The organism is Dyadobacter sp. HNCC25DJ184 (genome assembly GCF_056895215.1).
The window spans coordinates 21,019-47,951 of record NZ_JBXHAQ010000006.1 but is presented as its reverse complement, the minus strand read 5'-3'; the positions used below and the strand labels follow the sequence as shown (position 1 = coordinate 47,951).

Here is a 26,933-nt window from a genome sequence, read left to right as displayed (position 1 = left end):
ATTACGAATTTTGATTTAACGACTGGCCTTGACAACTTTTCAAATGCTGGTTCGTTTGAATTAATATTCCAATCACCTATCAATTTATTCTTTATTCATGAAAACTTCTTTGTTATCATTGTTCTTCGCAATCGCTGTTGTCGGTCTAACTTTTGGCCAAAGTCCGCGTGTTACTGCCGACGGAAAAAACATCAGTATTGCATATGGTCAGCCATCTAAGAAAAACAGATTGCTTTTTGGCTCGGAAGAAGCCTCAAGCCTTGAGAAATATGACAAAATATGGAGAACTGGCGCGAACGAAGCTACTGAGATTACGTTCAAGAAAGACGGCCAATTTGGCGGGAAGGCAATTAAGGCGGGTACTTACACGCTGTTCACTATTCCGGGTGTGAAGGAATGGACAATTATTCTAAATGGTGTGACAGGCCAGTTTGGTGCATATGACTACGACAAACACAAGGACAAGGATGTTTTGAAAGTAACTGTTCCGGCAAAGAAATACAGCACTTCGGAAGAGAAAATGACGTTTACCGTTCAAGACAAATCACTTAATTTTCAATGGGATAAGGAAGGATTTTCAGTTCCGACGAAGTTCTAGGCTGGGATTTGCCACAAAGTCACGACGGCTGGAAGAGTTTGAGCAGTCGTAAGCAGATCCTTCGTGTGGTTAGGTCTTAGTGGTAATTCAACCGTATTGGCAAAAGAAAAGGCGGTTATCGGGAAGTTCCTGGTAGCCGCCTTTTACATGTTTTGACGAATCATATTTTCGAGAACCTGAAGATGGTCTGTGAATGCTTTGTGACCCAGTTCAGTAGCCTTATAGGTGGTCAGAGGTTTTCGTCCATTAAATTGTTTTTGAACTTCTATATATTGAATTTCTTCGAGTGCGCGCAGATGCGATGCCAGGTTGCCATCGGTCAACTGAAGCAAATCTTTCAGGTCATTGAAACTTATCGCTTCGTTTACAACGAGAACTGACATAAGCCCAAGCCTGATTTTACTCTCGAATACTTTATTGAATTTTTCTAACCATTCCATTCCGTTGCACAAGTTACTGCATCAGGCATATTATTTGCCATTATCCATAAAAATCATTGCATCGCGGTTTCGTAACCACACAGCCTGATCTCTCAAATTATTTGCCCTCGCAGTGATCAAAGTAGACGTGATCCCTGTTCCGAGCGAAACCCAGAAGAATTTCTTAAGGGCATCTCTATTTCCATTTATAAGTGTGACGATTGAGCCGACTGATCCGGCAACGGATATCACCAATGCAATATTTCGCGTCCTGCGCGACTTGATATATAGCTCCATTCCACCCGGACTGATCATAAATTCCTTTTTGATAGCCTTCTGTCCGGAATAAATCATGTCGTTTTTTACATAACTATTGCTCCCCTGAAGGTATATGGTTTCCTTGTCGTACCACTTTCTGGTTTTCGAAATTGCGGCAGTGTCCAATGAAAATTGCGCTGAGGCAGATTGTGAACAAACTCCCCATGAACTGACGATTAATAATATAGCTAAAGTTTTTAAGCCGGAATTTGGAGAAGAGTCGCTGGTTTTCCGGTCATACCGATTATGCATTGCGGTTCCGTATACTATGTGCAAAATTCCGAAGCCAGCTGCCCAGAAGAAGATCGCGAATTGTGTTAAAAAGAGCGCAATGCAACCTATCACTATTTCGCACAGGCCGAGGTAAAATAATTCAGGATAGGTAAATCGGCTCGCACTCACAAGAGCCAGGCCATAAAACAGCAATGTCGCCGGGAAAACCAACCAGATAAAGCCATAATATAACATTGCAATGCAGAATATTCCACCGGTTGTCAAAGGTACCAGTACGGCCAGCAACATTCTTTTCGATGTGCTGTTCCACACATTAAGCCCGCGTTTTTTGGCTTTTTTGATCGTTAAAAATATTGCCACACACAAGGAAGCCAGAAGAACCAGTACGCCATCCCAGACCAGAAAGGAGATAATTTCGGTCTTGGTATTTCCTTTGTATGCAATGACTGGCGCCATTGCTTCCACCAACCAGTCGGTTCTGAAACGGGCGTATGCAAACCCCGCGCCGATCAGTGCAAATATGCCCGCGAAAACACCGCTTAATCCGCTTAGTGACAAGAATTTGGAAGATCGTTCCATTAATTCCCGTATCTCGGAGAGTGTTTGCAAAGATTCCTGTTGTGACGACATATAAGTTTTATATAGACTTGTTGAATTAAGTTCAGTTAAACCAATCTGAAACCCAGAAGCAGTGTGATTTTGGGTAAGAAAATAAATAATCCGGTGATCACCGCCGCTATGGTTAAAATGAGCACACCCGCTGCGGCCAGATCTTTTACGGATTTTATTGCCGGATGATATTCGGGCGAGACCACATCGGCCAATTTTTCAATAGAAGTATTAAACGCTTCGGCCGCCCACACTAACCCTATAACGATCGTGATACATATCCATTCAGTCGTATTGATAGAAAAAAATATGCCTGCTATTGTCACCAAAATAGCCATCATCAGGTGTATTCGGGCGTTATTTTCATTTTTAAAAAGACTGTAAATGCCTGCCAGCGCAAACCGAAAGCTTTTGAACGCCTTAAGAAAATTTATGGGTTGGCTCATTTTTGTTTATTTCGGCAAAAGTATGAAATGCAAAGTATAATAACAGAAGCACAAACGAAAACGCAAAAGTGTGCATAACTGCCATTGGATTTCGGATACTACCCATAATTCCCCAGAAGAGGTTTTGTGGTTGCGTGACTATATCCCATGAATTCCAGCGGCCATATCTACCCAAAAATATACCAAAACCGCTTAAAAACATGGCTCCCGCAATAATAACCCAGCATATAATAGTTTGAAAACGGTTTGATAAAATCCGGTACACGATTCGCATTGAATATAAACCGGGGAGCAAACCGGCTATCGCAAATGTGAAAATCATCATTGCGTCATACCATATTTTGTTTTCGGGTATTCCACTGAGATGTTTCAGATCGGTAATGATGTACGGTGCGTTTGGGAAAAACAGCAGCCATATGGTCAGGGTGAATATCAAAACCAAGGGATGAAGCGATTTTCGTTTGTCGATTTCTGATACCCATTTGATAAACAACAGCGGAACCCACGCCAGGAAGAGATTCCATAAGAGGAAATCGAAACCCATATTTCGGGAAAAGAGCATTCTAAAAAATAAAAGAGCACAAGCGGATAAGCTTAAAAAAGCCAGGAGTGCGATTTTGTGATTGGATTTTAGATAGTTCAGTATGTAGTCTGTGTTCATGTGTATTTAATTAAAGTACTTTGTTTTGCAAAGTAAATTAATGTTCAAATTGAATCCAAATCTTTTCTTAGCGATGTTTGGGGAAGAAGGTATTATTTGAGAATCAGCTAGGCCGCAGTGAGCGCTAAGTGACACAAAGACAAGAAGATACAAAGGAACTGATATCCCAAACTGTTAACTTGAAATGTAACTGATATGCTGTTTTAAATGTGAGTTATCAGAATTTCCCGCTGTAGGGTTATGAAAAAACTCCGCGTTACACTGCGGTGAACTCTCGCAAACTCTGCGTTTAAATAGCACAACACAATCAAACAAAATCATTTCGAATTAGAATAGGCCTCCATCATTACCCATTCTCTGCCGGGGTGTTTGACACCGAATGTCTCAATACAACCGCGATCCTGCAATGTGATATAGGCAGTTTTTCCATTTTTGCCGCCGAAGCATATATTGGAAACCTTTTTGCCAATGGTTTTATAAGTGTGAATCACTTTACCCGCGGGTGATAGAACAGCCACTTCTCCGACTCCATGCCGGGCGATATATAAATTTCCCATCTGGTCACAGCGCATGCCGTCCATGCCGCCATCTGCAAAATTATGAAAGAGACGTTTATTAGTGATTTTTCCGTCGGCCGAAAGGTCAAAGGCCCATACGTTTTTCTGCACACTTTCATTGACATACAACGTCTTTTCATCCGGACTCACCTCGATTCCATTGGTAGTACCCATATCGCCATACGCAAGTTCAATTTCCCCTTTGGGGCTTACATGCCAAATTTGTCCGGTATTATCTTTCCAGTTTGGGTCGGAAGCGAAAATGTGTCCTGTTGTAGTGATTGCCAGGTCATTAGGCTGATTCATTTTAGGTTCATTGACCAATACTGAAATATCTCTTGTCAACATGTTGACTTTCAATATGTTGTGACCTGTGAAATCAGCTACATAAAATGTGTTTTTATCTCCAAAACGGATTCCGTTCCCCGTGCTTCCTTTGGGTAAAGTGAGAAAGAAACTCGTACGGCCTTTCTTGGTTATTTGAGCGACCGTACCATCCCTGGCAAAATTGACCGCATATATATTGCCCTCCGAGTCCACAGCCGGACCCTCGCAATTGTTGGTAAATTCACCCTCTGTCGACAAGGTTTTACTTTGGGCATGCAGGATTCCGTTAGTAAGGCAAGCAATTAAAAGGGGTAATAGATAATTTTTCATTCGATGGAAAGCGTTTAAGTCGGTCTTTTAGTTTTTCCATTTGATAGGGCAGCCCACTGGTTTGGTTACGGTCGTTACTACCGGTTTATTTTCAAGCAAACTAGTTGCAGCTTCGTCGATATAGTACTTTAAAACTCCTTGCGGGTCTTGCGGATTGTCGTCAATCATTCCAATATAAGTTACCACGAATGCGCTTCCTTTTTTCAGAAGTAAAAAAGCCTGCGGTTCGCGGGTGGCTCCAAACAACTTGGCGACTATCTGGTTGTCGTCTGAAAGATATGAAAAGTTATAACCCTTCGTATTGGCCCTTTCCTTCATTTTTTCAAATGAATCATCCGGATGCAGGCTCTTGTCGCTGGAATTGACTGCCAGCAGCTTGATTCCCTGCGGGCTGAATTTGCTATTGAGTGCAATAAGCCGATCCTCGTATGCTTTGGCAAACGGGCAGTGGTTGCTTGTGAAAACAACGATAACCCCTTTTGAAGAATTGAAATCGGTAAGCGAAACATTACTCCCGGAGGTGCTTTTCAAACTAAAATTAGCCACCTGATCGCCCACCTTGAGTGTTTGAACAGCAGCGATTTCGGTATTTTCAATAATATTCGTTACACTTTGGCTCACGATTTCTGCTGAGGTGTTAACCCCGTAAAATATCATGACAACCGACAAAATAATTTTCATTTTGATAATATAATCTCTCATTATACTGCTAAATGGTTATTCAATATAAAGGTAACTATTTCGATTGTTAACGCTTGTTAAGATCGGAGGATAGACTGACTAAAACAAATTTCCTTCATTTTAGCTATAACGGTTGCGAGGGGATTTATGAGATAATAGCGAAAAACAGCCACAAGTGATTGTGACAGAATTAAGAAGGTGACGTACTCAAACAGTGTTCCTATACTTGTTTATGCTACGACGATTCTATTTTGATACATCAGTTTTCGGTGGAGTTTTTGACATTGAATTTGAAAGGGAGACCGCTTTGCTTTTTGAAAAGGTTGGGCTGGGTCAGATCAAATGTGTTTATTCCAACTTGACGGAGAGAGAATTGATAAATGCACCTGAGAGAGTGAGGCATTTTTTTGCAGATATTGATGAGTTCTGTAAGTAAAAACTGATGGTGACACGCGATGCACTTCAGCTTGCTCAAAAATATATTGAAGAAAAGGTTGTTGGCGAAACAAGTTTGGACGATTGTATTCATATCGCCTTAGCCACTTTAAGTCAGGTTGATATGCTTGTAAGTTGGAATTTTAAGCATATAGTAAATGTTCAAAGGATTCATGGCTACAACTCAGTAAATTTACGTTTGGGATACAAAACATTGGAAATATATTCTCCGAAACAAATCTTGGAAAATGAAAGCAGGTACTAAACCGACGAAAGATTTTGATACAGTCAAAACATTTCGCGAGATAAAGGATAAGATTTCCAGAGATATTAGAGGTATGAGCTTTGAAGAACTTCAAGCCTACCTTGAAAAAAATAAGTTGAAAGCTAAAGGTGCCTAAGTCGGAGCGTAAAGGTTTTGGCAATAAAAGTTGAATAGAAATAAATCAGCCAACACTTGATAATAATATTGTAAATCAATATCTTTGCACCTCATTTTCGAATAAAATAACGATAATTTATTAAAATGTACGCAATCGTAGAAATCGCAGGTCAGCAATTTAAAGTTGAAAAGGGTCGCGAAGTCTTCACGCATAGGCTTGAAGGTGACGTGAACGCTGCACTTGTATTTGACAAAGTCCTTCTTGTAGACAACGAAGGCGCTGTACAGGTAGGCGCGCCACTAGTGGCTGGTGCCTCTGTAAAAGCAACCGTTCTGGAACACCTTAAAGGTGAAAAAGTGATCGTCTTCAAGAAAAAGAGACGTAAAGGTTACAGAGTTAAGAACGGTCACCGTCAGTATCTGACAAAAATCAGCATCGACGAAATCGTAGCTTAATCATTTAACAGAGACATTACATTAAAAGTTAAGATATCATGGCACATAAGAAAGGTGTAGGTAGCTCAAGAAACGGACGGGAATCAGAAAGTAAGCGTCTTGGGGTAAAATTATTTGGAGGAGAAATCGCGAAAGCAGGTAACATCCTGGTTCGTCAACGTGGTACTAAGCACAATCCTGGTAACGGGGTAGGTATTGGTCGTGACCATACATTGTTTGCTTTGGTTCCTGGTAAAGTTGTTTTCCGTAAAACTCGTGAAAACCGCTCTTACGTTCACATCGAACCAGTTGCAGCTCCTGCTACAGCCGAAGCATAATCACTTCGCAAGTTTTTGAAAAAGCGTCTGTCGGTTTCCGGCAGGCGCTTTTTCGGTTTAATCGGCTCGATATCCAGGATATATTAATAACCAGTTGGTTACCAAAGAATAATTCCTTGCAAAATATCGGGATCTTATGTGAGGATATGCTTGAAAGTTGCGATTGATTTTAATAGCTTCACAGATATTGTTCACTTCAATCTCAACGCTTTATGGAATCAAAACTTCCACTCGAAAAGGAATTAGAGCCTATTTTTCTTGAAAAATTCCCGGCCTTTCCGGAAGGGATCAAGGAAGGAATCGCGCAATTCGGGCCTTACGTATTGCTGGTATTTTCAATTCTGGGAATCATAGGTCTGCTCGGAGCAGCCGGGATTGGAGGATTGGCCATCGGGTTGGGGGGATTTCCGTTGGGTACCGGATTTAGATATTATATCGGTATCCTTGTTGCTATTCTTATCGTAGTAATGTATCTCATGGCCTTTTCACCGCTTAAAGCGCGGAAAAGATCCGGATGGAATCTGATATATTATGCGTTGTTAGTCAGTTTGTTAAGTAGTTTAATCCAGTTTAATATATTTGGCTTTATAGTAGGCGGCCTGCTGGGTTTTTGGGTTTTGTTTCAGGTTAGGGAGAAGTATAGTTAAATTAGATCATACCAAAAATGCCCGCTTCTGATCAGGAGGCGGGCATTTTCTTCATATACTGGGGTTGATATTAATTATATCCTGGATTTTGAGTTAATACCGGAACGCCATCGACCACACTCATATCGATCTGAAACTGAGGGATAGGGTAGTAATTGTTCTTGCCTGTAATAAACTTCCCTCCATTCAGATCCGTCGTGATTTTAGATTCAAAACTGAAGAAGCTGTTCATGCTTTGCTCAGCAATTCCCCAACGTACCAGATCAAAGAAGCGATGTCCTTCCATTGCCAGCTCTATGCCTCTTTCGTAATAGATCGCTTTTAAGGCATAATCTTTCCTCTTTAAGGTAGTAACACCGCTTTCGATCACGGTCACGAAAAGCGTTTGCGCGTCAGTATACTAAAAGTATCCTGCGTAATCTCCTCAGCAATTTCTGTGGATTTTACCATTCTATGGGTCACATAAAGTAACGTTTCCCAATAGGGTTATAAATTTCGTCAAAGGCAGTTTTATGACCTTCGGCAGTCAGAACAACTAGTTCTTCATCGCTGAGATTTTTAAGGTTGGTCATATTATAACGTTGTCAAAGGCGGTGTCGCTTCGTCAAATTTAATGTAAAATATGACTTGATACCTTTCTTTGTAAATGATTTGCCAAATAAAGCCCTGTCTATTTGTATTTTTTCAGAATTATCAAATTATATATGCTTAAAATTCAATATTTAATTTTTTGAAGAATTTTACGCCGCTTGATTTTACCGTTCGACTGGCTAAAAATGCAATTTGTCACTTCCCGATTTGCAAACCGTAATATCCTTTGCATCTTTGGCAACTCACGGAGCGGCAAAGGCTGAACTTCGGGAACTCGGAATACTGAAACCTAACTATATCTGCTGATTTCTTTTATGGACATTCTTGATATACAGAATATTACCAAGGATTACGCGAATCATCGGGCACTCGATGATGTAAGTTTGACAATACCCAAAGGATGCATATTCGGATTGTTAGGTCCAAATGGAGCGGGCAAAACCTCCCTTATCCGCATTGTAAATCAGATAACCGGTCCCGACAGTGGCCGTGTTCTTTTCGATGGAGTGCCTCTGAACCAATCCCATATTTCGAGAATTGGCTATCTTCCTGAAGAGCGTGGATTGTATAAAAAAATGAAAGTCGGCGAGCAATTGCTGTATCTGGCGCAGCTGAAAGGCCTTTCGCAAAAGGAGGCGATGGAAAAGCTGAAAATCTGGTTTGTGAAGTTTGATATCAAAAGCTGGTGGGACAAAACGATATCTGATCTTTCTAAAGGTATGCAGCAAAAGGTGCAGTTTGTATCTACCGTATTGCATGAACCTGATCTGATCATTCTGGATGAACCCTTCTCCGGGTTTGACCCTATCAATGCGAACCTGATTCGTGATGAAATTTTGGAATTAAGACAGAAAGGCAGCACGGTTATTTTTTCAACGCACAGAATGGAGACTGTTGAAGAGCTTTGCGACAATATTGCCTTGATCCACCGTTCCAAAAAAGTTCTGGATGGCTCTAAGGCGAAGATCAAGGAGGAGTTTAAAACCAATACTTATTTTGTTGAATATGCGGGGGAATTAGGAGAAAGACAATCCTGGTTTTCAGTAAAGAATAACAAGACGGTTGGTGACGGACTGATTCGCGCGGATATCCAGCTGGAGGGAAACACATCGTCAAATGACCTTCTGAAATTCCTTATTAACCAGGTTGAAATCAATGCCTTCGGCGAAAACATCCCTACCATGAGCGAGATATTCATGCGTGTAGTGAACGAGGTTCCGGAAGGGTGAGGAAGGGAGAATGGAGGAGAGGGAGGAGGGATGAAGGGAGAAAGGGAGAAGGGAGGAGGGACGAAGGGGAAGAAACTCAGCGAAGCTCCGCGTCTAACTCCCCTGACTCTGCGTTTAAATCAAAAAATCTAATACCTAACAGCTAAGAAAATGCGCAACATATTTCTAGTCATAAAAAGAGAATACCTGGTCAGAGTGAAGAAAAGGTCGTTTTTGATCATGACTTTTCTGGGGCCATTACTTTTTGCCGGATTCTATGCGGCGGTAATATGGATCGCGGTAGGGTCTGTGGATACTAAAACAGTTCAGGTCATCGACGAAAGCGGCTTGTTTAAATCAGAATTCAAAGATTCAGAGTCCATTAAGTTTGTTTATCCGGACACTGATTTAGAAAAGGCTAAAACAGGATTTACAGCCAGCGGAGCCAATGCGCTTGTGTTTATTCCTAAAAATGTCATTGAACAGCCTAAGGGAGTAAAAATTTACGCGGCGAAGAATGTGAGCATGGAACTCAAATCGGATATTGAAAAAACGATTGAGAAACAAATAGAGGATATTAAACTTTCGCGGGCCGGTATTACACATCAGATATTGGAGGATTCGAGAGTTAACGTCAGTTCGGAAACCATTAGCTTGAGTGCAGAAGGGGAGAAGAAAAGCAGCTCGGGAGCTGCCACTGCGATTGGGACGATATGCGGGTTTTTGATATACCTGTCGGTTTTGATATATGGAACGCAGGTGATGAGGGGGATTACCGAAGAAAAGACCAACCGGATTGTGGAAGTGATCATTTCTTCCGTTCGGCCATATCAACTGATGATGGGGAAAATTATCGGTGTCGCGCTCGTTGGATTAACCCAGTTTCTGTTGTGGATTCTGCTGACTGTCGGTATTAGCAGTGCTGCTTCAAGTTTCATTGCAGATAAATTGCCAGCAGATACCAAAAATATTGTGCAGGGTGCCGACAGAATGCAGGCAGCGGAAGCCGCCATGAAAGCGAATGGAAACAACAATCCGGTGGGTGAAATCCTCGGAGCTGTGAATAGTCTTAATATCCCGTTGATTATTGGATGCTTCCTGTTCTACTTCATTGGTGGATATTTGCTTTATAGCGCGCTCTTCGGAGCCGTTGGAGCGGCGGTTGATAATGATGCCGACACGCAACAATTCATGTTTCCGATCACGATGCCCATCATATTTTCCTTCGTTTTTGCCCAGTTTGTACTCAGAGATCCTGACGGCGGCCTGGCATTCTGGACATCCATTATCCCACTCACCTCACCAATTGTGATGATGGTAAGAATTCCTTTTGGTGTACCAGTGTGGGAGCTGGTTTTGTCAATGGTATTGCTTGTCTTCGGATTTGCAGGGACCATTTGGGTAGCTTCCAGAATATATCGCGTTGGTATTCTGATGTACGGTAAAAAGGTGACATACAAGGAGCTTGCGAAGTGGATATTTTATAAATAGTCGTCCAAAAAGTACGGTTTCGAATACGGAATTTTTGTAACATCTGACAGACAAAACTCCTGAATTAACGTTTTTTAAGAGCGGCTTAAACTTGCCGTTGGCGTTATTTTGCTAATTTTGCCCCGACCATAGGTATGTGTGCTCCATTGAGTGTATAAATCGATGCTCTTTTCGAAGTTCACCTTTACAACTTATATTACTTAAAATGACCCGTTTTAATCGTTCCAACAACCTTGCGGGTTGGATTGTATTCGCAATTTCATTTATCACTTATGCACTTACCGTCGAACGTACCGCCAGCTTTTGGGATTGTGGGGAGTTCATTGCCTGTGCATTCAAGCTTCAGGTTCCGCACCCTCCGGGCGCACCGTTTTTTCTTCTGATAGGTCGTTTATTCTCCCTTTTTGCATTTGGAGACCTTACCAATGTCGCTTATTGGATCAATATGGTTTCGGTATTGAGCAGCGCATTGACGATCTTGTTCCTTTTCTGGACGATCACGTTACTGGTTCGTAAATTCATCGGAAAAACTGACGAAGAGCTGACATCTGGCGATATCGCTTTGCTGATCGGTTCAGGCGTAGTTGGTGCATTAGCATATACCTGGTCGGACTCATTCTGGTTTTCGGCTGTGGAAGCGGAAGTATATGGAATGTCGTCTTTCTTTACCGCGATTGTAATATGGGCTGTATTCAAATGGGAACGAATTGAAGATCCGGCGGCTGAAAACAGATGGCTGATTTTTATCGCTTATCTTGTTGGTTTGTCAATCGGTGTCCATTTGCTGAACTTGGTGACTATTCCGGCCTTGGCGTTGGTATATTACTTCAAGAAATATAATAAGCACTCGATATGGGGTGGGGTTGCAGCGTTTGTAGGGGGATTAATCATACTGGCAATTATCAACTCGGGTATCATCCCTGGCCTTCCAAGTATGGCGGGCACGTTTGAAATTTTCTTCGTCAATACGCTGGGATTGCCTTTCCGTTCAGGTGTGATATTCTTTATCATCCTCTTCCTTGGTGCGTTGATCTGGGGAATCAGATATGCCCATAAGAAACAAAATGTGTTATTGAACACTGGCCTCTTGTCGCTTGCATTCGTATTGATAGGATATGCCTGCTACCTGATGGTGTTGGTAAGAGCGGAATACAACCCGCCGATCAATGAGAACAATCCAAACGACGTACTAAGCTTTGTATCTTACCTGAAAAGAGAGCAATATGGCAGCCGTCCTTTGTTATACGGACCAACGTTCGTATCGAGACCGATCAGCCAGAAAAGAGGTGCACCTATGTATCGCAAGCAGGGTGGAAAATATGTAATTTATGACTATCGTCCTGAGTATGAGTATGAACCAGGCATGAATATGCTGTTGCCTCGTATGTACAGCACTCAAGGTGGGCATCCGGAACTATATCGTCAAATGACAGGTCTGGTAGAAGGGCAAAAGCCAACAATGGGGGACAACCTCTCCTTTATGTTCTCTTATCAAATCGGGCATATGTACTGGCGATATTTCCTATGGAATTTCGTGGGTCGTGAAAGTGATGAAGAAGGGGCAGGAAATATGCTACCGTGGGATGCATTTAAGAAATATCCTGAACCGATCGCGAACAATAAGGCGCACGATAATTTCTTTATGTTGCCGTTCGTATTGGGTCTATTAGGACTTGTCGTTCAGTATACAAGAAGACAGAAGGATATGCTGGTATTGGGTCTGTTGTTTTTTCTGACAGGAGTTGCTTTGGTTGTATATCTGAATTCACCGCCAACTGAACCGAGAGAGCGTGATTATATTTACGTGGGTTCATTCTATATCTTCTGTATGTGGATTGGAATGGGAGTTGTAGCTATTGCCGACGGATTGAAAAGAGTCTTCTCCGATGCTAAAACAGCAGCCTTTGCAGCGACGGCAATCGCCCTGGTCGTCCCGGCGATTATGGGTTTCAAAGGTTGGGATAACCACAACCGCGATAACCGTTACCATTCAGTTGATTTTGCGAAAAACTTACTGAACTCCTGTGCGCCAAACGCCATACTTTTCACAGGAGGGGATAATGATACTTTCCCGTTGTGGTATGTTCAGGAAGTAGAAGGTTTTAGGACCGACGTGCGGGTTTGTAACCTGAGTTTGCTGGGCACCGACTGGTATATCGACCAGATGAAACGTAAAACATACTTATCAGAAGCACTACCGATTTCGCTTGAGAAAGAAAATTATGCTTTTGGTAAAAACGATATTGTTCCTTTTTATGAAGTGCCAAGTGTAAAAAGTGGTATCAATTTGAAGGAATATCTAGGTTTGGTAAAGCAGGAAAACAAGGCGATCCAAGTTCCACTAACCAGTGGCGATATGACATCGATCTTGCCTTCGTCCGTGCTATTCCTTCCTGTGGATGTGGATGCGGTTAAGAAAATGAATATCATCAAAAGTGATTTAATCCCTTACATGAGCGATTCATTGAGCTGGACGATTGGAAAAGGTGATTTGTATAAGTCAGATCTGATCATGCTTGACATTATTGCGACAAACGACTGGAAGAGGCCAATATACTTCTCCTCAACTTTGGGTGGATCAAGCTATTTGAGTCTGAAGGAATATATGCAGCTGGAAGGATATGCATATCGCTTGCTTCCCGTAAAAGTGCAGGGTGCAACCGACGGATATGTGAACTCAGATATCATGTATAAAAACATGATGAACAAGATGTTCTGGCGGGAATTGGATAATCCGAAAGTGTATTACGATAATACTTACCTGGGTTCTCCGGTATTCACCGCACGTATAGCATTCTTGAGATTAGCAGGCCAGCTGATGTCTGAAGGGCGCAAGGATGAGGCTAAGAAAGCTATTAACAAAGCGATGGCTATAATGCCTGATAAGAGTATTCCATACGATCAGATATCTGCCAGCTTTATCGGACCCTTGTTTGAATTGGGTGAAACCAAAACCGCATTGCAGGTATCAGAAACGATGGCGACTCGCGCTGACGAAGTTTTGACTTGGGCCAAAGACAATGGAACCACGAAACGCCGTGACGCGAATGTTTATCTTTATATCCTCCAGACCATTGTTCAGGAAAACAGAGAAGCAAAACAGGAAGCCGCTGCCAAGAAATACGAAACCATTTTCCAGAAGCATCTCGCGGCGTTTAATATGTACGGCGGGCAATAGCTGTTGGCTACTAGCTATTAGGTTTTAGCTTTTAGCAAATGGTGCCTGAACTTAGATTTTAGACTTTATTTTTAAAGAAAACCAAAACGGCCGAGTAGATGATCCTACCCGGCCGTTTTCTTGTAACCGCTAACCGCTAACCGCTAACCGCTAACCGCTAACCGCTAACCGCTAACCGCTAACCGCTAACCGCTAACCGCTAATCGCTAATCGCTAATCGCTAATCGCTAATCCACTTTAAGTTTCGCCCAAACCAACCTATGATCTGAACTGGATTCTCGTTTTTCTACCAAATCAGCCATCGGTTCGCCCGGTGCAGGCCAGAAAACACCATTGTCTACAACTTGAAAACCAAATCTGGAAGGCAATACATAATCTGCCCTCATACGCCAAAAAGCCGTATGGTTCAATGCATTTGGGTTATTGGGCGTGTGTGCTGCTCCGCCTCCACTTGCCGGTACTTTTTCTGAATTGATTTTGGGATCGTTCAATAGTAGCTTAATGCCATCGGTAATCGCATTTCCTTCAACTGGAGAAGCGTTCTGATCACCCATGATAACGAATCGGTTGTTTTCAGCCAGGCCACCCTTTTTACCTTTGTCGTCATAGATATAACCTGCCTGCGACGGATTGATGTAGTCTGCCCAAAAACGGATTTCGTCGTGATTTCTCTTGCCATTACGATCTTCGGCGCCATCAAAGGAGGGTGGAGTAGGATGACTTACGAGAAAGTGCACCGCTTTGCCATTGACAGTAATAGGGACGTCCCAATGAGATTTAGAAGACAGCGGAAGCTGTTCCCAGGCTTCTTTCGAATACCAATCGCTTCCATCGGCTTTTTTGGTACTCAAGGCACCTGGCATGTCCTTCCATTTAAAATGCTGGAAAGTACGGATATCGGTCGTTTGAATCGGATATTTGGAAAGCATCATCATTCCATATTGCCCCGGATACAACCCAAATCCCCAAGCATCGGCTCCATACTGTTCGGCTTTTCCATTATTGTCCAGGTCGTATGGCGACGGCTGCCCGGTGTTGACAGTTGAATAATAGAAATAAGGATATTCAATCGCCTTCGAACCATTCTGATCTTTGGACAGATAGTTTTTAACAAAGGCCTTCACTCCTTTTTCAGGATCAGGGATATAGTCAAATTCATTCAGAACAATCACGTCCGGTCTTACAGTCTGAATAATTTTCGCAATGTTGATAATCTGAGCGTTAGTTCCGGACATGAGCTCTTTACTCAGAATTTGTTCTGAAATTCCTTTCGTACCTCTCGGAACATAGTTTTCGGCTTCCATACTAACGTTATAAGTAGCCACGGTGAGCTCATTCATACTTTTGCTATTTTGAGCATATGACTGAAACGTGCAGCATATGGAGATCATCAGAAATATTTTTTTCATAGAATTATAGTGTTCAATGAGGATGTTGTGATTAGCTGCAAATTTAAGATTTAGTAGTTTCAAAAGACCAATATGTAAAAAAGCCGCCACTTTCGGTGACGGCCCATATTATGATAGTTTTACTTTTCAATCTCAATGAAAGAAATCTTTCATTTTATCAAAAAATCCTTTCTCGTTCTTACCAGGTTTTGGCTGGAAATTAGGAGCTTGTCTCAGCGATTCAAGCGTTTGGCGCTCATCTGAGGTCAACTGTTGTGGTGTCCACACATTGATATGCACCAGCTGATCGCCTTTTCCATATCCATTAATATCCTTGATGCCCTTTCCTTTCAATCTCAGGATTTTGCCAGCTTGCGTTCCAGCGTCGATCGTGATTCTCGCCTTTCCGTCGATCGTCGGTATCTCTGTTGAGGTTCCCAAAGCGGCATCGATAAAGCTCAGGTGCATATCGAAAACGACATTGTTACCATCACGCTTCAAATTCGGATCTTCTTCTTCCTCAATGACGATCAAAAGGTCCCCTGCAACTCCACCACGTGGGGGCACATTTCCTTTGCTTGACATCGAAAGCTGCATACCTTCTGCAACTCCGCCAGGAATATTGAGCGTGATCAGATCGTCTTGTAACAAACGTCCTTCTCCGGCACATGAATCACATCTTTCACTGATGATTTTTCCGTCCCCATTACAAGTTGGACAAGTGCTCGTCGAAACCATTTGACCAAGCATGGTGCTTACAACTTTCCGAACCTGGCCTGTTCCGTTACAGGAATTACAGTTGGTTAGAGAAGTGCCATGTTTCGCACCATTACCACCACAAGTGGTACAGCTCACATGTCTTTTAACCTTAATTTTCTTTTCAACGCCATTCGCGATCTCTTCTAGATTAAGCTTTAGTTTAATCCGAAGGTCAGAACCTTTTCTCACGCGACGGCCACCCGCGCCGCCGCCAGCGCGTCCAAAAATGTCTCCAAAAGGACTGCTATCTCCGAAAATATCTCCGAATTGAGAGAATATATCATCCATAGAAAATCCGCCGCCAAAACCACCTGCTCCTGCACCGGCAGCTCCACCAACTCCAGCATGGCCAAACTGGTTGTACCGCTGACGTTTGTTATCGTCGCTCAGAACACTGTAGGCTTCCGCTGCTTCTTTGAATTTGTCTTCCGCAGTCGGGTCGTCCGGGTTTTTGTCTGGGTGAAACTTAATGGCAAGTTTCCTGTATGACTTTTTGATTTCGTCGGCCGTTGCGCCACGGTCAACTCCTAATACCTCGTAATAATCTCTTTTCTTAGCCATCTTGTTTGGTCAAACGTATAGTTCTATGAAAGCTTGGTAATCAAGAGCTTTCACTCCTTCACCAAATCAGACATCTTAATCTATTATATATAAACCTCTGTACTCCAATTGCTTGGCGGACAGAGGCGCTTTTTAATTTTGTTGGTCGCTAAACCAAATACTTTACTGATATATTCTTATAACGCAATTAGCGAATATATTCGGGATCCTGAATACTAACCCCTAAACACTAACAGCTACGCCCCGACAATCACCTTCGCAAACCTGATCACCTTATCGTTCAGGAAATACCCTTTTTCGATTTCATCCACCACTTTTCCCTTCAGATCTTCTGAGGGAGCAGGGAACTGCGCGATTGACTCATGGAGTTCTGCATCAAAAGTTTCTCCTTTTGACACCATTGGCTTTAAACCTTTGGCTTCCAGAGTTTTCACCAGTTTAGTATATATCAAATCCACCCCTTCACGAAGCGCATCGATATCAGTACTATTGTCGAATGAAGCTTTTGCTCTTTCAAAATCATCTACAATAGGAAGTATAGCTTTCACAGTATCCGAACCAGCACCCGCGATCATTTCCAGTTTTTCTTTTGAAGTTCTACGTCTGAAATTCTCGAAATCCGCGTAAAGCCTCAAATATTTATCTTTTAACTCAGCAATCTCTGCTTTATACGATTCGATGGGATCTTTTACCTCCTGTGCGTCCGAAGCCTCCACGTTGTCACCATTGTCAGAAGTCACTGTGTCAGTACCTTCAACCAATTCTGCTTCGTTTTCCTCTTTGTCTATGTTGAATTCTGTATTTTCCGGCATAATTAACCTGTATTTGGGAATCATTATTACAGGGGCTCCTTACAAAATTACTTTGCCAGAATATCAAAGGCTGACAAGATGGCATTTATCTTGTTATTTGTAACTTTGTAATATGACAACACAGGACATCGTAAAGAGGGACAGGAGCGTTCGGGTTAAAGCACTTGCGGTGGAGGCGGGATTCGATTTTTGTGGAATATCCAAAGCAGAATTTCTTGAAGAAGAAGCACCCAGGCTGGAGAAATGGCTGAATAAAAACCATCACGGTGCGATGGGCTATATGGCCAATCATTTTGACAAACGACTGGACCCGGGCAAATTGGTTGAAGGAGCAAAGAGTGTCATATCTGTCTTGCTAAACTATTATCCGGAAAAACGACTGCCTGAAGGTCCTGATGACCTTAAAATATCGAAGTACGCATATGGGGTCGATTATCACTATGTTTTAAAAGACAAACTCGCCACACTTTTGGCGAGTATCAGAGATGAAATCGGGGAAATTTCCGGTCGTATTTTCGTGGATTCTGCACCGGTTATGGATAAAGTGTGGGCTGCAAAAAGCGGACTGGGATGGGTCGGCAAACACTCAAATTTGCTGAACCGGGACATGGGGAGTTTCTTTTTTATCGGAGAAATTATCTGCGATCTTGAGTTGGAGCCAGATACCGCTGTTCGGGATTACTGTGGCACATGTACCCGCTGCGTAGATGCATGTCCAACTGATTCAATTACAGCGCCTTACGTCGTTGACGGCAGCAAATGTATCAGCTATTACACCATTGAATTAAAGGATGCAATACCGCAGGAAGCCCGTGGAAAATTCGAGAATTGGATGTTCGGATGCGATATATGCCAGGATGTGTGCCCATGGAATAGATTCTCAAAGCCTAATAAAACGCCCGAGTTTGCGTTATCAGATCAATTGAGTGGTTTCTCCAATTCGGATTGGGAAGAGATTACCCAGGAACTATTTTCAGAAATGTTCAGACGATCACCTATCAAGCGGGCAAAATTTGATGGACTGAAGAGAAATATTTCTTTCATAAAAACGGATATCGATAGTACTATTAATTCACAATAATATCATATTTTGCTCGCTGATTATTTGGTTAGTATAACAATACGAATAAATGAGAAAGCATGCAGTAAATTTATGGGCTGTTCTGGTGTGTGTTGTAATTTGTCAGATCATCCCCGCACTATGGTATGGATACTTTTCGGACATCTGGTTATCTCTCAATAATCTGACGATGGAACAGGCCAGGGCGGGCGAAAGTCCGGCACCTTATCTGGCCAGTATAGTTTCCGCTTCATTTTCTATGTATACCATGGCATGGATTTTCACCAAAATACCTATCAGAACCTTGTTGGCCGGCTTCCTCACCGGTGGTCTTTTTGGCTTGGTATTCGTTGGTTTCGAGGGTGCTGTGAAAGATTTATTCACTTTCAAGCCCGTGCTTCTGTCCATCATTAACGGCTCGGTGAGTGCGATAACTTATGCAATCAGCGGTGCTATCATTGGTCTTTGGAAAAAGTTTGAATAGTATGATGCGGCTTTAAGGCGAATCATCATAGAATATCACTCAAAGCACCAGAAATTAAATACGAAGAGCTCAAATTATTCGATTTAAAATCACGGCGAGCTTTGCTTGCATTCCATTGCTTTGCGTGCAAAACTCAGAGCAAAAAGTAAAAGCCCGTTCCAAATTCCTTTAATGGTGTATCAAATCATTCAAATCCCCGGTCCGGGGATATTTTTTGAGTAGGCATTATGAACAAAGGATTACTGATATTGGGATGTGTGGCATTGGCGGTGATAAGTTTAGGGCTTTCCAGAACAACGTCTGATAAAAATATACAAGCGAACATACGCCCTAATATCATTCTGATCCTCGCAGATGATTTGGGGTTTTCGGATTTGGGATCATATGGTGGAGAAATCAAAACGCCTAATTTGGACTACCTCGCCTTTAACGGTATTCGATATCAAAATTTCTATAACGCTTCCCGATGTTGTCCAACCAGAGCCGCCCTGTTGACAGGGCTCTACAATCATCAGGCGGGTATCGGGAAAATGACGGATTCTGAGGGGCAGCCAGGATATCAGGGCCATATCACACCCAATGCCGTGACTTTGGCGGAGGTTTTGAAAACCGCCGGATACGCTACTGCCATGGTCGGGAAATGGCACGTTTCCAATACATTAGCTCAAAAGGACAAAGGAGATCAGCTGGCCTGGCTGAATCACCAGAAAGATTTCGGTAATTTTTCTCCAAAAGAACAATATCCCACGAAACGTGGCTTTGACAAATTTTTTGGCACGCTATGGGGCGTGGTCGATTTTTTTGACCCCTTCAGTTTAGTAAATGGTGCGGATCCGGTAAAAAATGTCCCGAAAGACTATTACCATACTGATGCCCTCAGTGATACGGCCGTTTCTTATGTCAATCAGTTTGCGAAAAGTGACAAACCATTTTTTATGTATCTGGCTCATAATGCGCCACATTGGCCGCTAATGGCTTTGCCTGAGGATATTGCTAAATATAAGGAAACCTATAAACATGGATGGAAAGCAATTCAAGACAAGAGATATGCGCGGCAGCTGGAACAGGGTTTGATTATTAAAAACACATCACCGCTGCCGGAAACGCCTGATTTGGAACAAAAGTGGAAGAACAATCCTGATCAAAAGTGGGATGCGGAAGCAATGGCGGTTCACGCAGCGATGATCGATCGGATGGACCAGGGGATTGGGAGGTTAATTGAAGCGCTTCGTAAAAATGGACAGCTGGAGAACACACTCATTATTTTCCTCTCCGACAATGGAGCAAGCTCGGAGAATTGCGCCAACTACGGACCGGGATTTGATCGGCCAAGTGAAACCCGCGATGGCAAAAAAATAGTATATGCAACCAAAAAACAAGCGATTCCAGGCCCTCAAACCTCATATACCTCCATCGGTCCGGATTGGGCGAGTGTTTCCAATACCCCATATAGATACTGGAAGGCACAGTCTTACGAAGGCGGCGTGCATACTCCGATGATTGCATTCTGGCCGAAAGGAATTTCTGCAAAAAAGGGGAGTTTCAGTCCACAGGTCGGTCATGTTATGGATTTCATGAAAACCTTTTGTGAGATATCAGAAGCAAAGTATCCTGAAAGTTTTAATGGACATAAAATAATACCTTCATCAGGCGAGAGTCTGGTGGCCAGTTTTAAGGGAAAATCAGAAGGGCATCAGCAATTGTTTAATGAACACTTCGGAGCACGATATGTGCGATCCGGAAACTGGAAGCTGGTGGCGGCAGCCGATACCGTCTGGCATTTGTATGATTTGGCCAAAGACAGAACCGAGACACGCGATTTAGCGAAAGCTTATCCGGAAAAAGTAGCTGGTCTGAAAACACTCTGGAAGAAATGGGCGGACGAACATGAGGTATTTCCGAAACCCTGAGGATATTTAAACAAAAACGGGTAAAAAATCTTTTACTTTTTCTTCGTATTTTTCATAAAATCGTATTGTTTTTAACTTCACCAATTGGTTGAAGTTTTTTTATTTTTTGCAACCGGACCTTCTCAACGCCAAAACGGTCAAATGAAAAAACATTACGCAGGATTTCTTCTAAGTTTGATTTTCTTTTGCCCGAACGAGGTGTTTGCGCAGAATAAGATTTTTGAACTTCTTCCGGCCAAGCATACGGGTATAGGGTTCGTCAATACGATCGACGACAATGAGAACCTCAATATCATGGCTTATGAATACTTCTACAATGGCGGCGGCGTTGCAGTTGGCGACGTGAATAACGACGGTCTCGACGATCTGTTTTTTACTGCGAATATGTCTGAAAATAAGCTGTATCTCAATCAGGGCGGGATGAGATTTAAGGATATCACCACCGCGGCGGCGAAAGGTTTGGAAGGACGGAAGGATGGATGGAAAACCGGGGTGACGATGGCCGACGTAAATGGTGACGGGCTTTTGGATATCTACATTTGTTATTCAGGCAAAGTAGAGGATGAGAGGCGCAAAAATGAGCTGTTTATCAATCAGGGAGTAAGCAAAGGAAATGTCAGGTTTGTGGAGCAGGCCGCTGCATACGGTCTTGATAATGTCAGTTACAGTACGCAGGCAGCCTTTTTCGATTACGACAAAGATGGAGATCTGGATATGATGCTGCTAAACCATACGATCAAGAAAATTGATAACATGGAACTTGCCAAGTTCAGAACACAGACTGACGCACTCGCCGGCAATAAATTTTTTGAAAATCAGAGCAATCATTTTGTTGATGTAACCCAAAAAGTGGGTATCAATCAATTTCCGTTGACGTTCGGTTTGGGCATTGCAGTGGCGGATATTAATATGGACGGCTGGCAGGATATATATGTAACGAACGACTACAACGAGCCTGATTACCTATATATCAACAATGGAAACGGCACTTTTCGTGAAGATTCTCAAAAGTGTTTCCGGCACCTGGCGCAGTTTTCAATGGGTATTGACATTGGCGATTTTAATAATGACGGATTGCCGGATGTCATGTCGCTGGACATGCTTCCTGAAGATAACCGTCGTCAAAAGCTTTTGCAGCTTCAGGAAAATTATGAGGCTTTCGATCTCATGATGAGCCAGAATTTGTACAAACAGTATATGCGTAATATGCTGCAACTCAACAACGGCGACGGCACTTTCAGCGAAATAGCTCAGGTTTCCGGTGTTTCGAATACGGATTGGAGCTGGACTCCGCTTTTTGCTGATTTTGACAACGATGGTTTTAAAGACCTTTTCGTCAGTAACGGCTATTATCGGGATTACACCAACAAAGACTTTCTGCGATACTGGGGCGATTACAAGATTCGGCGCGCGGTGGACAAAAAGCCTACTCAACTGATGGATTTGGTCAATGCGATGCCTTCCACGCGACTTGCAAACTATATTTTCAGGAACAATAAAGACTTGACTTTCACCCAAATGCAGGAAACCTGGGGTATGCCCGAAGGTTCAGTTTCCAGTGGTGCAGTATATGCTGATCTTGATAATGATGGCGATCTGGATTTGGTCGTAAATAATATCAATGATCCGGCATTTATTTACCAGAACAAAACCAGCGAACTCAACAAGCTGCCTTATATTCAGGTTAAACTGACTCAAAAATCGGGCAACCATAATGCAATCGGGGCGAAGGTGTTGTTAACCAGTAAGGGCAAAAAGCAATATCAGGAAGTGAGTCCGAGCCGGGGATATTTGTCGAGTCTGCCGCTGACGTTGCATTTTGGATTGGGTGATTGGAAAGGGGATCTTGACGCGATTACCATTACCTGGCCCGATGGCGCGGTACAAGTACTAAAGGAAATCAAGCCAAACCAGCGATTGATCATTGAAAAATCTGAGGGTGCAGGAAATGCGGCAAAAACGATTGATGAAAGGCCTGAGTCAATTTTTTCGAAAGCCACTTTCCCGATTACATATAGCCATAATGGTTTTGATGAAAACGATTTCAAAAGACAGCCTTTGATGTTATCGATGTATTCTCAAACGGGGCCCGTGATTGTAAAAGGAGATGTGAACAAGGACGGACTTACCGATCTGTTCATTTCGGGTGATGAGGATAAGCAGGCTACGATATGGATTCAGAAAAAGGATGGGACCTTCGAGCCCAAACCGGGTTTTGCAATCGGTGATGAAAACGTTTCTGCCACTTCTGCTGCTCTTTTTTTCGATGCGAATGGGGATGGATATCAGGATTTATATGTGGCCAAGGGTGGATATTCCATGTTTGAACCCAACACTTTTTCACTACAGGACGAAATATATCTTAGTGATGGAAAAGGGAATTTGAATCTGGCTGTGTTGTCACTTCCTAATATGAAGGCTAGTAGCAAGTCGTGCGTTCGTGCTGCTGATTTTGACAAGGATGGTGATATGGATCTTTTTGTGGGTGGGAGGGTGGTTCCGGGCCAATATCCTGAAACACCTCAATCATTTCTATTGGTCAATAAGGGCAAAGGGTTGTTCAGTGTTAAACAAACACCTTTTTCTAAACTGGGAATGATTACCGATGCAAAATGGGTGGATATGGATCGCGATGGTAGAACGGATCTGGTTCTTTGTGGAGAATATATGGCCGTCAAAATTTTTCTGAACACGGCGATTGGATTTGTTGATAAGACATTACAATTTTTCAACGAAGATGAATCAGGCTTTTGGAACACGATATTGGTTGAAGATCTCAATGGCGATGGAATGCTGGATATTGTGGGTGGAAATATGGGGCTCAATACGCAAATCAAAGTCTCCCGCGAAGAGCCTGCAACCTTATATTTTGCTGATTTTGATAAGAACGGATCGCTGGACCCCTTCTTTTGCTTTTATGTTCAAGGCAAATCGTATCCATTCGTCAGTCGCGACGAGTTGAACGATCAGATGTTCCCGATGCGTAAAAAATTTACTTCATATAAGGATTATGCCGAAGCCGATATTCATGCCATAATACCAGATGAACAATTGGATGGGGCGGAGAAAAGAGAAATGACAGAGGCGAGAACAGTCTGTTTTTTGAGCAAAAATGGCAAATTTGAGAAAACGATATTGCCGCTCCAGGCTCAGTTTGCACCAGTAACACATATCACTTACGACGACTATGATCAGGATGGGAAAAAGGATTTGCTTTTGTTAGGTAATAAGTCCGATAACCGTTTGAAACTAGGAAGTATGGACGCAAATTTTGGTTGTCTGCTGAAAGGCAGCAGTGATGGGAAATTCGAATATATGGATCAGGTTCACTCCGGGCTTTCCGTTCAGGGTGACGTCAAATCGGTGCTTGAGTTAAAAGAAAATGGAAAGAAAGCGCTCCTGATAGGCTCCTTTAACCTGCCATTTCAATTTTATCAATACAAATAATGAAGTATATCATCGGGCTCTTTTTGTTGATTTCGGTAAAGCTGTTCGCTCAAAAAAAAGAGCCTTTAAATAAACATTTGCAACCTGCCGTATTCGCTGCCACGATGGTCATGATTCATGACGTAGTAAACCCACCAGCTGCGAGCAGATTTTATACATATTGCATGCTTGGTGCATATGAGATTGTTTCTCAGGGAAATAAAAAAATGGTGGCTCCAGGTCGGTTTATCAAAAGCATGTTGCCGATCCAGGTTGAACCAGGAAAAAATTATAACTACCAGATCGCAGCTTTATATTCAATTCTTGAAACAGGGAGAGTGATCCTGCCTTCGGGATATATACTAGAGGAAGATGAAAAAAAGCTTATTATTGCGTTGTTGCGTGAGGGATATGGTCAGGCCGAAATTGACGCGTCCGTAAGTGTTGCGGAGGAGGTCGCCAAAAAGATTGCCGCATATGCCGCAAGCGATAATTATTTGAAACTGAGCACCCGTTTACGATATCGTCCAAAAAAAGGAGAGGCATATTGGTATCCAACTCCTCCCGGATATATGGAAGGGATTGAGCCTAATTGGCGGACGATCAGGCCGATGGCGATCGATACCTGTACGCAGTTTGCTCCCGCTCCTCCAATTGCATATAGTGCGGATACGTCAAGCCTATTTTACAAACTCACTTATGAAGTGTATAAGGAAGGAAACGAATTAACGGACGAGAAACGATTCATCGCGTCATATTGGGACTGTAACCCTTTTGCAATCAATACTTCGGGCCATATGTCGATCGGTTTTAAAAAGATCAGTCCGGGCGGGCATTGGATGAATATCACTGGAATTGCGACCAGCAAAGCGAAATTGGATGTGGATGAGGGAATTTTAGTGCACACATTAGTTGCTATTACACTGATGGACAGCTTTATCAGTTGTTGGGACGAGAAATACAGGAGCAGTCGCGTGCGGCCGGAAACGGTGATTAACCGCCTGATCGATTCGCGTTGGCAGCCTTTGCTTCAAACACCGCCTTTTCCTGAATATACCAGCGGACACAGCGTGATTTCGACGGCGGCGGCTGAAATGCTAACCTACTTGCTCGGAGATAATTTTGCTTTCAGAGATGATACGGAAGTAATATTCGAGCTGCCCACCCGTGAGTTCAAATCTTTCAAATCAGCAGCAGAAGAAGCTGCAATTTCCAGATTATATGGCGGAATTCATTACCGTGACGCGATTGAGCAAGGACAAATTCAAGGTAAGAAGTTGGGTGAATTTATTGTCAAAAAAGTGAGCAGTGTGGGTATCAAGCCTTTGAAATACTGATAACAAGCGTAGGTTCGTCTTGTTCGTGGGATATTCTTTTCTAATTTAGCGTTCGCTTTTCGGTTGCCAATTGAAAAAACATGGACACAATTCGACGGCTGAAATCTTCTAACAGGATATTTATTACGTGATCAGGACTTATATATTTCTTGCGCTTTTGTTATCGATGGCTGGTTTTTCTTATGGCCAGGATCTGATCGTCACCGTCAAAGGTGATTCGATTCAGGGGAAAGTAATCAGGCAGGATAGTATTTCGGTTCGTTTCACGGATGTCAAAAAAGGAGGTGCGGAATGGGAAATGAGCAAAAGCATGATCAGCGGCATCATCATTGACTTTTACCTCAAAAAAGCGGAGACCTCTACAGACACGCCACTTAAAGTTTCAACATCACAGATTGTTTCGGCACCCCGGGATACCATTCCGATGGCAGAACCTGATAGTGTAGCGTTTCTTGATTCAATTGTTGTCAAAATTTCCCGCCCCCATTACTGGCGTTTCAACTTTTACGGTGGGCTGGGATATCGCTTAGCACGGCCGCAAATCAATTCAACACAGGCTGAGCTGGAATATATCAAGGATCTCAAATCTGGTACGGCTTTTGGAACAGAAATATACTTTCTAAGATGGAACAAAATTGGCGTTGGCATGAGGTACGATATGTATATGTCCAGGGGAGCCATGAATCAATATAACAAAGATGATATACGGATCTCGTTTACAGGTGCTTCAGTGGTTTATCACACTAAACTAAAAAATGAAAAAAACGAATTGATAACCGGCTTCTGGCTCGGATATCAGCCATATAAAAATAAGGCAGTCCGCGACAGTGTTGATACCCGTCTTTCGGCCAAAACTATGGGTTGGGGCGTGTCTGTCGGAGTTTCACATCAGTTGAGCAAGAAATTTGCAATTAGTCTTACCGGGGCTTGTTTTTTGAGTACCGCCTACAAACTCAAACAAACGGTTAGAGGTCGTGAAGAGGAGATTGAGCTTTCATATGATCATTTCAAAGATCTGACCCGCGTCTCCCTGACGCTGGGCCTGACGTTCCGTTAACTTTTTGTGTGCAATTGAAGTCGCTCTCATCATGATTCATCTGATTTTGTAAATTAAGAAAGCGTGGAAATTTGGTCTTCCCGGGCATAAACAATATCTTTTTTGGTGAAATGCCCGTTTGACTAAGGGAGAAAATGCACATTCGAGTCTTAATCTAATAGATTCAGTTGTGATATTCTCTTGAGATTTTGTTCTGACAAATTGTCGAACCGTACTTACGGAAATCTCACTCCTGCATTCACCCAATTCCTAAA

24 protein-coding genes are annotated in these 26,933 nt (G+C 42.7%); 14 read left to right on the top strand and 10 right to left on the bottom strand.

Annotation, left to right across the window (positions count from 1 at the left end):
• The first annotated feature begins 97 nt into the window (after positions 1–97).
• Positions 98–598 carry a DUF2911 domain-containing protein gene (locus AC1XUD_RS10795; RefSeq protein WP_483361004.1) on the top strand — a complete coding sequence of 167 codons (501 nt, stop codon included), beginning with the start codon at positions 98–100 and terminating at the stop codon, positions 596–598.
• A 143-nt stretch (positions 599–741) separates the two neighbouring features.
• Here the strand turns inward: AC1XUD_RS10795 and AC1XUD_RS10790 are convergent, their stop codons facing one another.
• From AC1XUD_RS10790 to AC1XUD_RS10765, 6 genes are all read right to left on the bottom strand, one after another.
• A complete protein-coding gene (locus tag AC1XUD_RS10790) occupies positions 742–1,038 on the bottom strand; it encodes a winged helix-turn-helix domain-containing protein (protein ID WP_483361003.1) in 297 nt (98 codons plus the stop codon).
• Between the two features lie 30 nt (positions 1,039–1,068).
• Entirely contained in the window at positions 1,069–2,199 is a 1,131-nt protein-coding gene (locus AC1XUD_RS10785; protein ID WP_483361002.1) for a hypothetical protein, read from the bottom strand.
• A gap of 35 nt (positions 2,200–2,234) precedes the next feature.
• Positions 2,235–2,624 (bottom strand): diacylglycerol kinase family protein, encoded by a 390-nt coding sequence (locus AC1XUD_RS10780; protein WP_483361001.1) that lies wholly within the window; start codon positions 2,622–2,624, stop codon positions 2,235–2,237.
• Positions 2,599–3,285 (bottom strand): DUF1361 domain-containing protein, encoded by a 687-nt coding sequence (locus tag AC1XUD_RS10775; protein ID WP_483361000.1) that lies wholly within the window; start codon positions 3,283–3,285, stop codon positions 2,599–2,601. Before AC1XUD_RS10775 ends, AC1XUD_RS10780 begins: the two co-directional genes overlap by 26 nt.
• 317 nt (positions 3,286–3,602) lie before the next feature.
• Positions 3,603–4,499, bottom strand: coding sequence for an SMP-30/gluconolactonase/LRE family protein (locus tag AC1XUD_RS10770; RefSeq protein ID WP_483360999.1), 897 nt, complete (start codon positions 4,497–4,499; stop codon positions 3,603–3,605).
• Positions 4,500–4,526: 27 nt separating this feature from the next.
• Positions 4,527–5,201: a thioredoxin family protein gene (locus tag AC1XUD_RS10765; protein WP_483360998.1), complete on the bottom strand. Its 675-nt coding sequence runs from the start codon at positions 5,199–5,201 to the stop codon at positions 4,527–4,529.
• Between the two features lie 662 nt (positions 5,202–5,863).
• Here AC1XUD_RS10765 and AC1XUD_RS10760 point away from each other — a divergent pair.
• The 4 genes from AC1XUD_RS10760 to AC1XUD_RS10745 all read left to right on the top strand — a co-directional run bounded on the left by AC1XUD_RS10760 (position 5,864) and on the right by AC1XUD_RS10745 (position 7,417).
• A complete protein-coding gene (locus AC1XUD_RS10760) occupies positions 5,864–6,016 on the top strand; it encodes a hypothetical protein (protein WP_483360997.1) in 153 nt (50 codons plus the stop codon).
• Between the two features lie 125 nt (positions 6,017–6,141).
• The gene (gene rplU, locus AC1XUD_RS10755; protein ID WP_483360996.1) at positions 6,142–6,453 is read left to right on the top strand and encodes a 50S ribosomal protein L21; all 312 of its coding nucleotides are present in this window, start codon (positions 6,142–6,144) and stop codon (positions 6,451–6,453) included.
• A gap of 38 nt (positions 6,454–6,491) precedes the next feature.
• Positions 6,492–6,770: a 50S ribosomal protein L27 gene (gene rpmA / locus AC1XUD_RS10750; protein ID WP_483360995.1), complete on the top strand. Its 279-nt coding sequence runs from the start codon at positions 6,492–6,494 to the stop codon at positions 6,768–6,770.
• A 212-nt stretch (positions 6,771–6,982) separates the two neighbouring features.
• Positions 6,983–7,417, top strand: coding sequence for a hypothetical protein (locus tag AC1XUD_RS10745; RefSeq protein ID WP_483360994.1), 435 nt, complete (start codon positions 6,983–6,985; stop codon positions 7,415–7,417).
• 70 nt (positions 7,418–7,487) lie between these two features.
• On the opposite strand, the gene AC1XUD_RS10740 is transcribed toward AC1XUD_RS10745, so the two are convergent.
• Positions 7,488–7,793, bottom strand: coding sequence for a RagB/SusD family nutrient uptake outer membrane protein (locus AC1XUD_RS10740; RefSeq protein ID WP_483360993.1), 306 nt, complete (start codon positions 7,791–7,793; stop codon positions 7,488–7,490).
• 529 nt (positions 7,794–8,322) lie between these two features.
• On the opposite strand from AC1XUD_RS10740, the gene AC1XUD_RS10735 reads away from it, so the two are divergent.
• From AC1XUD_RS10735 to AC1XUD_RS10725, 3 genes are all read left to right on the top strand, one after another.
• A complete protein-coding gene (locus tag AC1XUD_RS10735) occupies positions 8,323–9,237 on the top strand; it encodes an ABC transporter ATP-binding protein (RefSeq protein ID WP_483360992.1) in 915 nt (304 codons plus the stop codon).
• Positions 9,238–9,387: 150 nt separating this feature from the next.
• Positions 9,388–10,707 (top strand): ABC transporter permease, encoded by a 1,320-nt coding sequence (locus AC1XUD_RS10730; RefSeq protein WP_483360991.1) that lies wholly within the window; start codon positions 9,388–9,390, stop codon positions 10,705–10,707.
• Positions 10,708–10,912: 205 nt separating this feature from the next.
• A complete protein-coding gene (locus AC1XUD_RS10725; RefSeq protein WP_483360990.1) occupies positions 10,913–13,885 on the top strand; it encodes a glycosyltransferase family 117 protein in 2,973 nt (990 codons plus the stop codon).
• A gap of 227 nt (positions 13,886–14,112) precedes the next feature.
• On the opposite strand, the gene AC1XUD_RS10720 is transcribed toward AC1XUD_RS10725, so the two are convergent.
• The 3 genes from AC1XUD_RS10720 to AC1XUD_RS10710 form a co-directional block, all read right to left on the bottom strand.
• Entirely contained in the window at positions 14,113–15,294 is a 1,182-nt protein-coding gene (locus AC1XUD_RS10720; protein ID WP_483360989.1) for an endonuclease/exonuclease/phosphatase family protein, read from the bottom strand.
• Positions 15,295–15,426: 132 nt separating this feature from the next.
• Positions 15,427–16,593, bottom strand: a complete 1,167-nt coding sequence (dnaJ, locus tag AC1XUD_RS10715) for a molecular chaperone DnaJ (protein ID WP_483360988.1) — start codon at positions 16,591–16,593, stop codon at positions 15,427–15,429.
• A 236-nt stretch (positions 16,594–16,829) separates the two neighbouring features.
• The gene (locus tag AC1XUD_RS10710) at positions 16,830–17,405 is read right to left on the bottom strand and encodes a nucleotide exchange factor GrpE (RefSeq protein ID WP_483360987.1); all 576 of its coding nucleotides are present in this window, start codon (positions 17,403–17,405) and stop codon (positions 16,830–16,832) included.
• 112 nt (positions 17,406–17,517) lie between these two features.
• On the opposite strand from AC1XUD_RS10710, the gene queG reads away from it, so the two are divergent.
• From queG to AC1XUD_RS10680, 6 genes are all read left to right on the top strand, one after another.
• Positions 17,518–18,486, top strand: coding sequence for a tRNA epoxyqueuosine(34) reductase QueG (gene queG, locus AC1XUD_RS10705; RefSeq protein ID WP_483360986.1), 969 nt, complete (start codon positions 17,518–17,520; stop codon positions 18,484–18,486).
• 49 nt (positions 18,487–18,535) lie between these two features.
• Positions 18,536–18,949: a DUF1761 domain-containing protein gene (locus tag AC1XUD_RS10700; RefSeq protein WP_483360985.1), complete on the top strand. Its 414-nt coding sequence runs from the start codon at positions 18,536–18,538 to the stop codon at positions 18,947–18,949.
• Positions 18,950–19,176: 227 nt separating this feature from the next.
• Positions 19,177–20,859: an arylsulfatase gene (locus tag AC1XUD_RS10695; RefSeq protein WP_483360984.1), complete on the top strand. Its 1,683-nt coding sequence runs from the start codon at positions 19,177–19,179 to the stop codon at positions 20,857–20,859.
• 141 nt (positions 20,860–21,000) lie between these two features.
• Positions 21,001–24,306, top strand: a complete 3,306-nt coding sequence (locus AC1XUD_RS10690) for a VCBS repeat-containing protein (protein WP_483360983.1) — start codon at positions 21,001–21,003, stop codon at positions 24,304–24,306.
• Positions 24,306–25,622, top strand: a complete 1,317-nt coding sequence (locus AC1XUD_RS10685) for a vanadium-dependent haloperoxidase (protein WP_483360982.1) — start codon at positions 24,306–24,308, stop codon at positions 25,620–25,622. Before AC1XUD_RS10690 ends, AC1XUD_RS10685 begins: the two co-directional genes overlap by 1 nt.
• A 127-nt stretch (positions 25,623–25,749) precedes the next feature.
• On the top strand, positions 25,750–26,679 hold the full coding sequence (locus AC1XUD_RS10680) for a hypothetical protein (RefSeq protein WP_483360981.1): 930 nt from the start codon (positions 25,750–25,752) through the stop codon (positions 26,677–26,679).
• Positions 26,680–26,933: the final 254 nt, after the last annotated feature.

Bases quoted from the DNA above. Each gene is read 5' to 3' on its own strand.
- AC1XUD_RS10795 (WP_483361004.1), top strand. From the start codon at position 98: ATGAAAACTTCTTTGTTATCATTGTTCTTCGCAATCGCTGTTGTCGGT.
- AC1XUD_RS10790 (WP_483361003.1), bottom strand. From the start codon at position 1,038: ATGGAATGGTTAGAAAAATTCAATAAAGTATTCGAGAGTAAAATCAGG.
- AC1XUD_RS10785 (WP_483361002.1), bottom strand. From the start codon at position 2,199: ATGTCGTCACAACAGGAATCTTTGCAAACACTCTCCGAGATACGGGAA.
- AC1XUD_RS10780 (WP_483361001.1), bottom strand. From the start codon at position 2,624: ATGAGCCAACCCATAAATTTTCTTAAGGCGTTCAAAAGCTTTCGGTTT.
- AC1XUD_RS10775 (WP_483361000.1), bottom strand. From the start codon at position 3,285: ATGAACACAGACTACATACTGAACTATCTAAAATCCAATCACAAAATC.
- AC1XUD_RS10770 (WP_483360999.1), bottom strand. From the start codon at position 4,499: ATGAAAAATTATCTATTACCCCTTTTAATTGCTTGCCTTACTAACGGA.
- AC1XUD_RS10765 (WP_483360998.1), bottom strand. From the start codon at position 5,201: ATGAGAGATTATATTATCAAAATGAAAATTATTTTGTCGGTTGTCATG.
- AC1XUD_RS10760 (WP_483360997.1), top strand. From the start codon at position 5,864: ATGAAAGCAGGTACTAAACCGACGAAAGATTTTGATACAGTCAAAACA.
- rplU (WP_483360996.1), top strand. From the start codon at position 6,142: ATGTACGCAATCGTAGAAATCGCAGGTCAGCAATTTAAAGTTGAAAAG.
- rpmA (WP_483360995.1), top strand. From the start codon at position 6,492: ATGGCACATAAGAAAGGTGTAGGTAGCTCAAGAAACGGACGGGAATCA.
- AC1XUD_RS10745 (WP_483360994.1), top strand. From the start codon at position 6,983: ATGGAATCAAAACTTCCACTCGAAAAGGAATTAGAGCCTATTTTTCTT.
- AC1XUD_RS10735 (WP_483360992.1), top strand. From the start codon at position 8,323: ATGGACATTCTTGATATACAGAATATTACCAAGGATTACGCGAATCAT.
- AC1XUD_RS10730 (WP_483360991.1), top strand. From the start codon at position 9,388: ATGCGCAACATATTTCTAGTCATAAAAAGAGAATACCTGGTCAGAGTG.
- AC1XUD_RS10725 (WP_483360990.1), top strand. From the start codon at position 10,913: ATGACCCGTTTTAATCGTTCCAACAACCTTGCGGGTTGGATTGTATTC.
- AC1XUD_RS10720 (WP_483360989.1), bottom strand. From the start codon at position 15,294: ATGAAAAAAATATTTCTGATGATCTCCATATGCTGCACGTTTCAGTCA.
- dnaJ (WP_483360988.1), bottom strand. From the start codon at position 16,593: ATGGCTAAGAAAAGAGATTATTACGAGGTATTAGGAGTTGACCGTGGC.
- AC1XUD_RS10710 (WP_483360987.1), bottom strand. From the start codon at position 17,405: ATGCCGGAAAATACAGAATTCAACATAGACAAAGAGGAAAACGAAGCA.
- queG (WP_483360986.1), top strand. From the start codon at position 17,518: ATGACAACACAGGACATCGTAAAGAGGGACAGGAGCGTTCGGGTTAAA.
- AC1XUD_RS10700 (WP_483360985.1), top strand. From the start codon at position 18,536: ATGAGAAAGCATGCAGTAAATTTATGGGCTGTTCTGGTGTGTGTTGTA.
- AC1XUD_RS10695 (WP_483360984.1), top strand. From the start codon at position 19,177: ATGAACAAAGGATTACTGATATTGGGATGTGTGGCATTGGCGGTGATA.
- AC1XUD_RS10690 (WP_483360983.1), top strand. From the start codon at position 21,001: ATGAAAAAACATTACGCAGGATTTCTTCTAAGTTTGATTTTCTTTTGC.
- AC1XUD_RS10685 (WP_483360982.1), top strand. From the start codon at position 24,306: ATGAAGTATATCATCGGGCTCTTTTTGTTGATTTCGGTAAAGCTGTTC.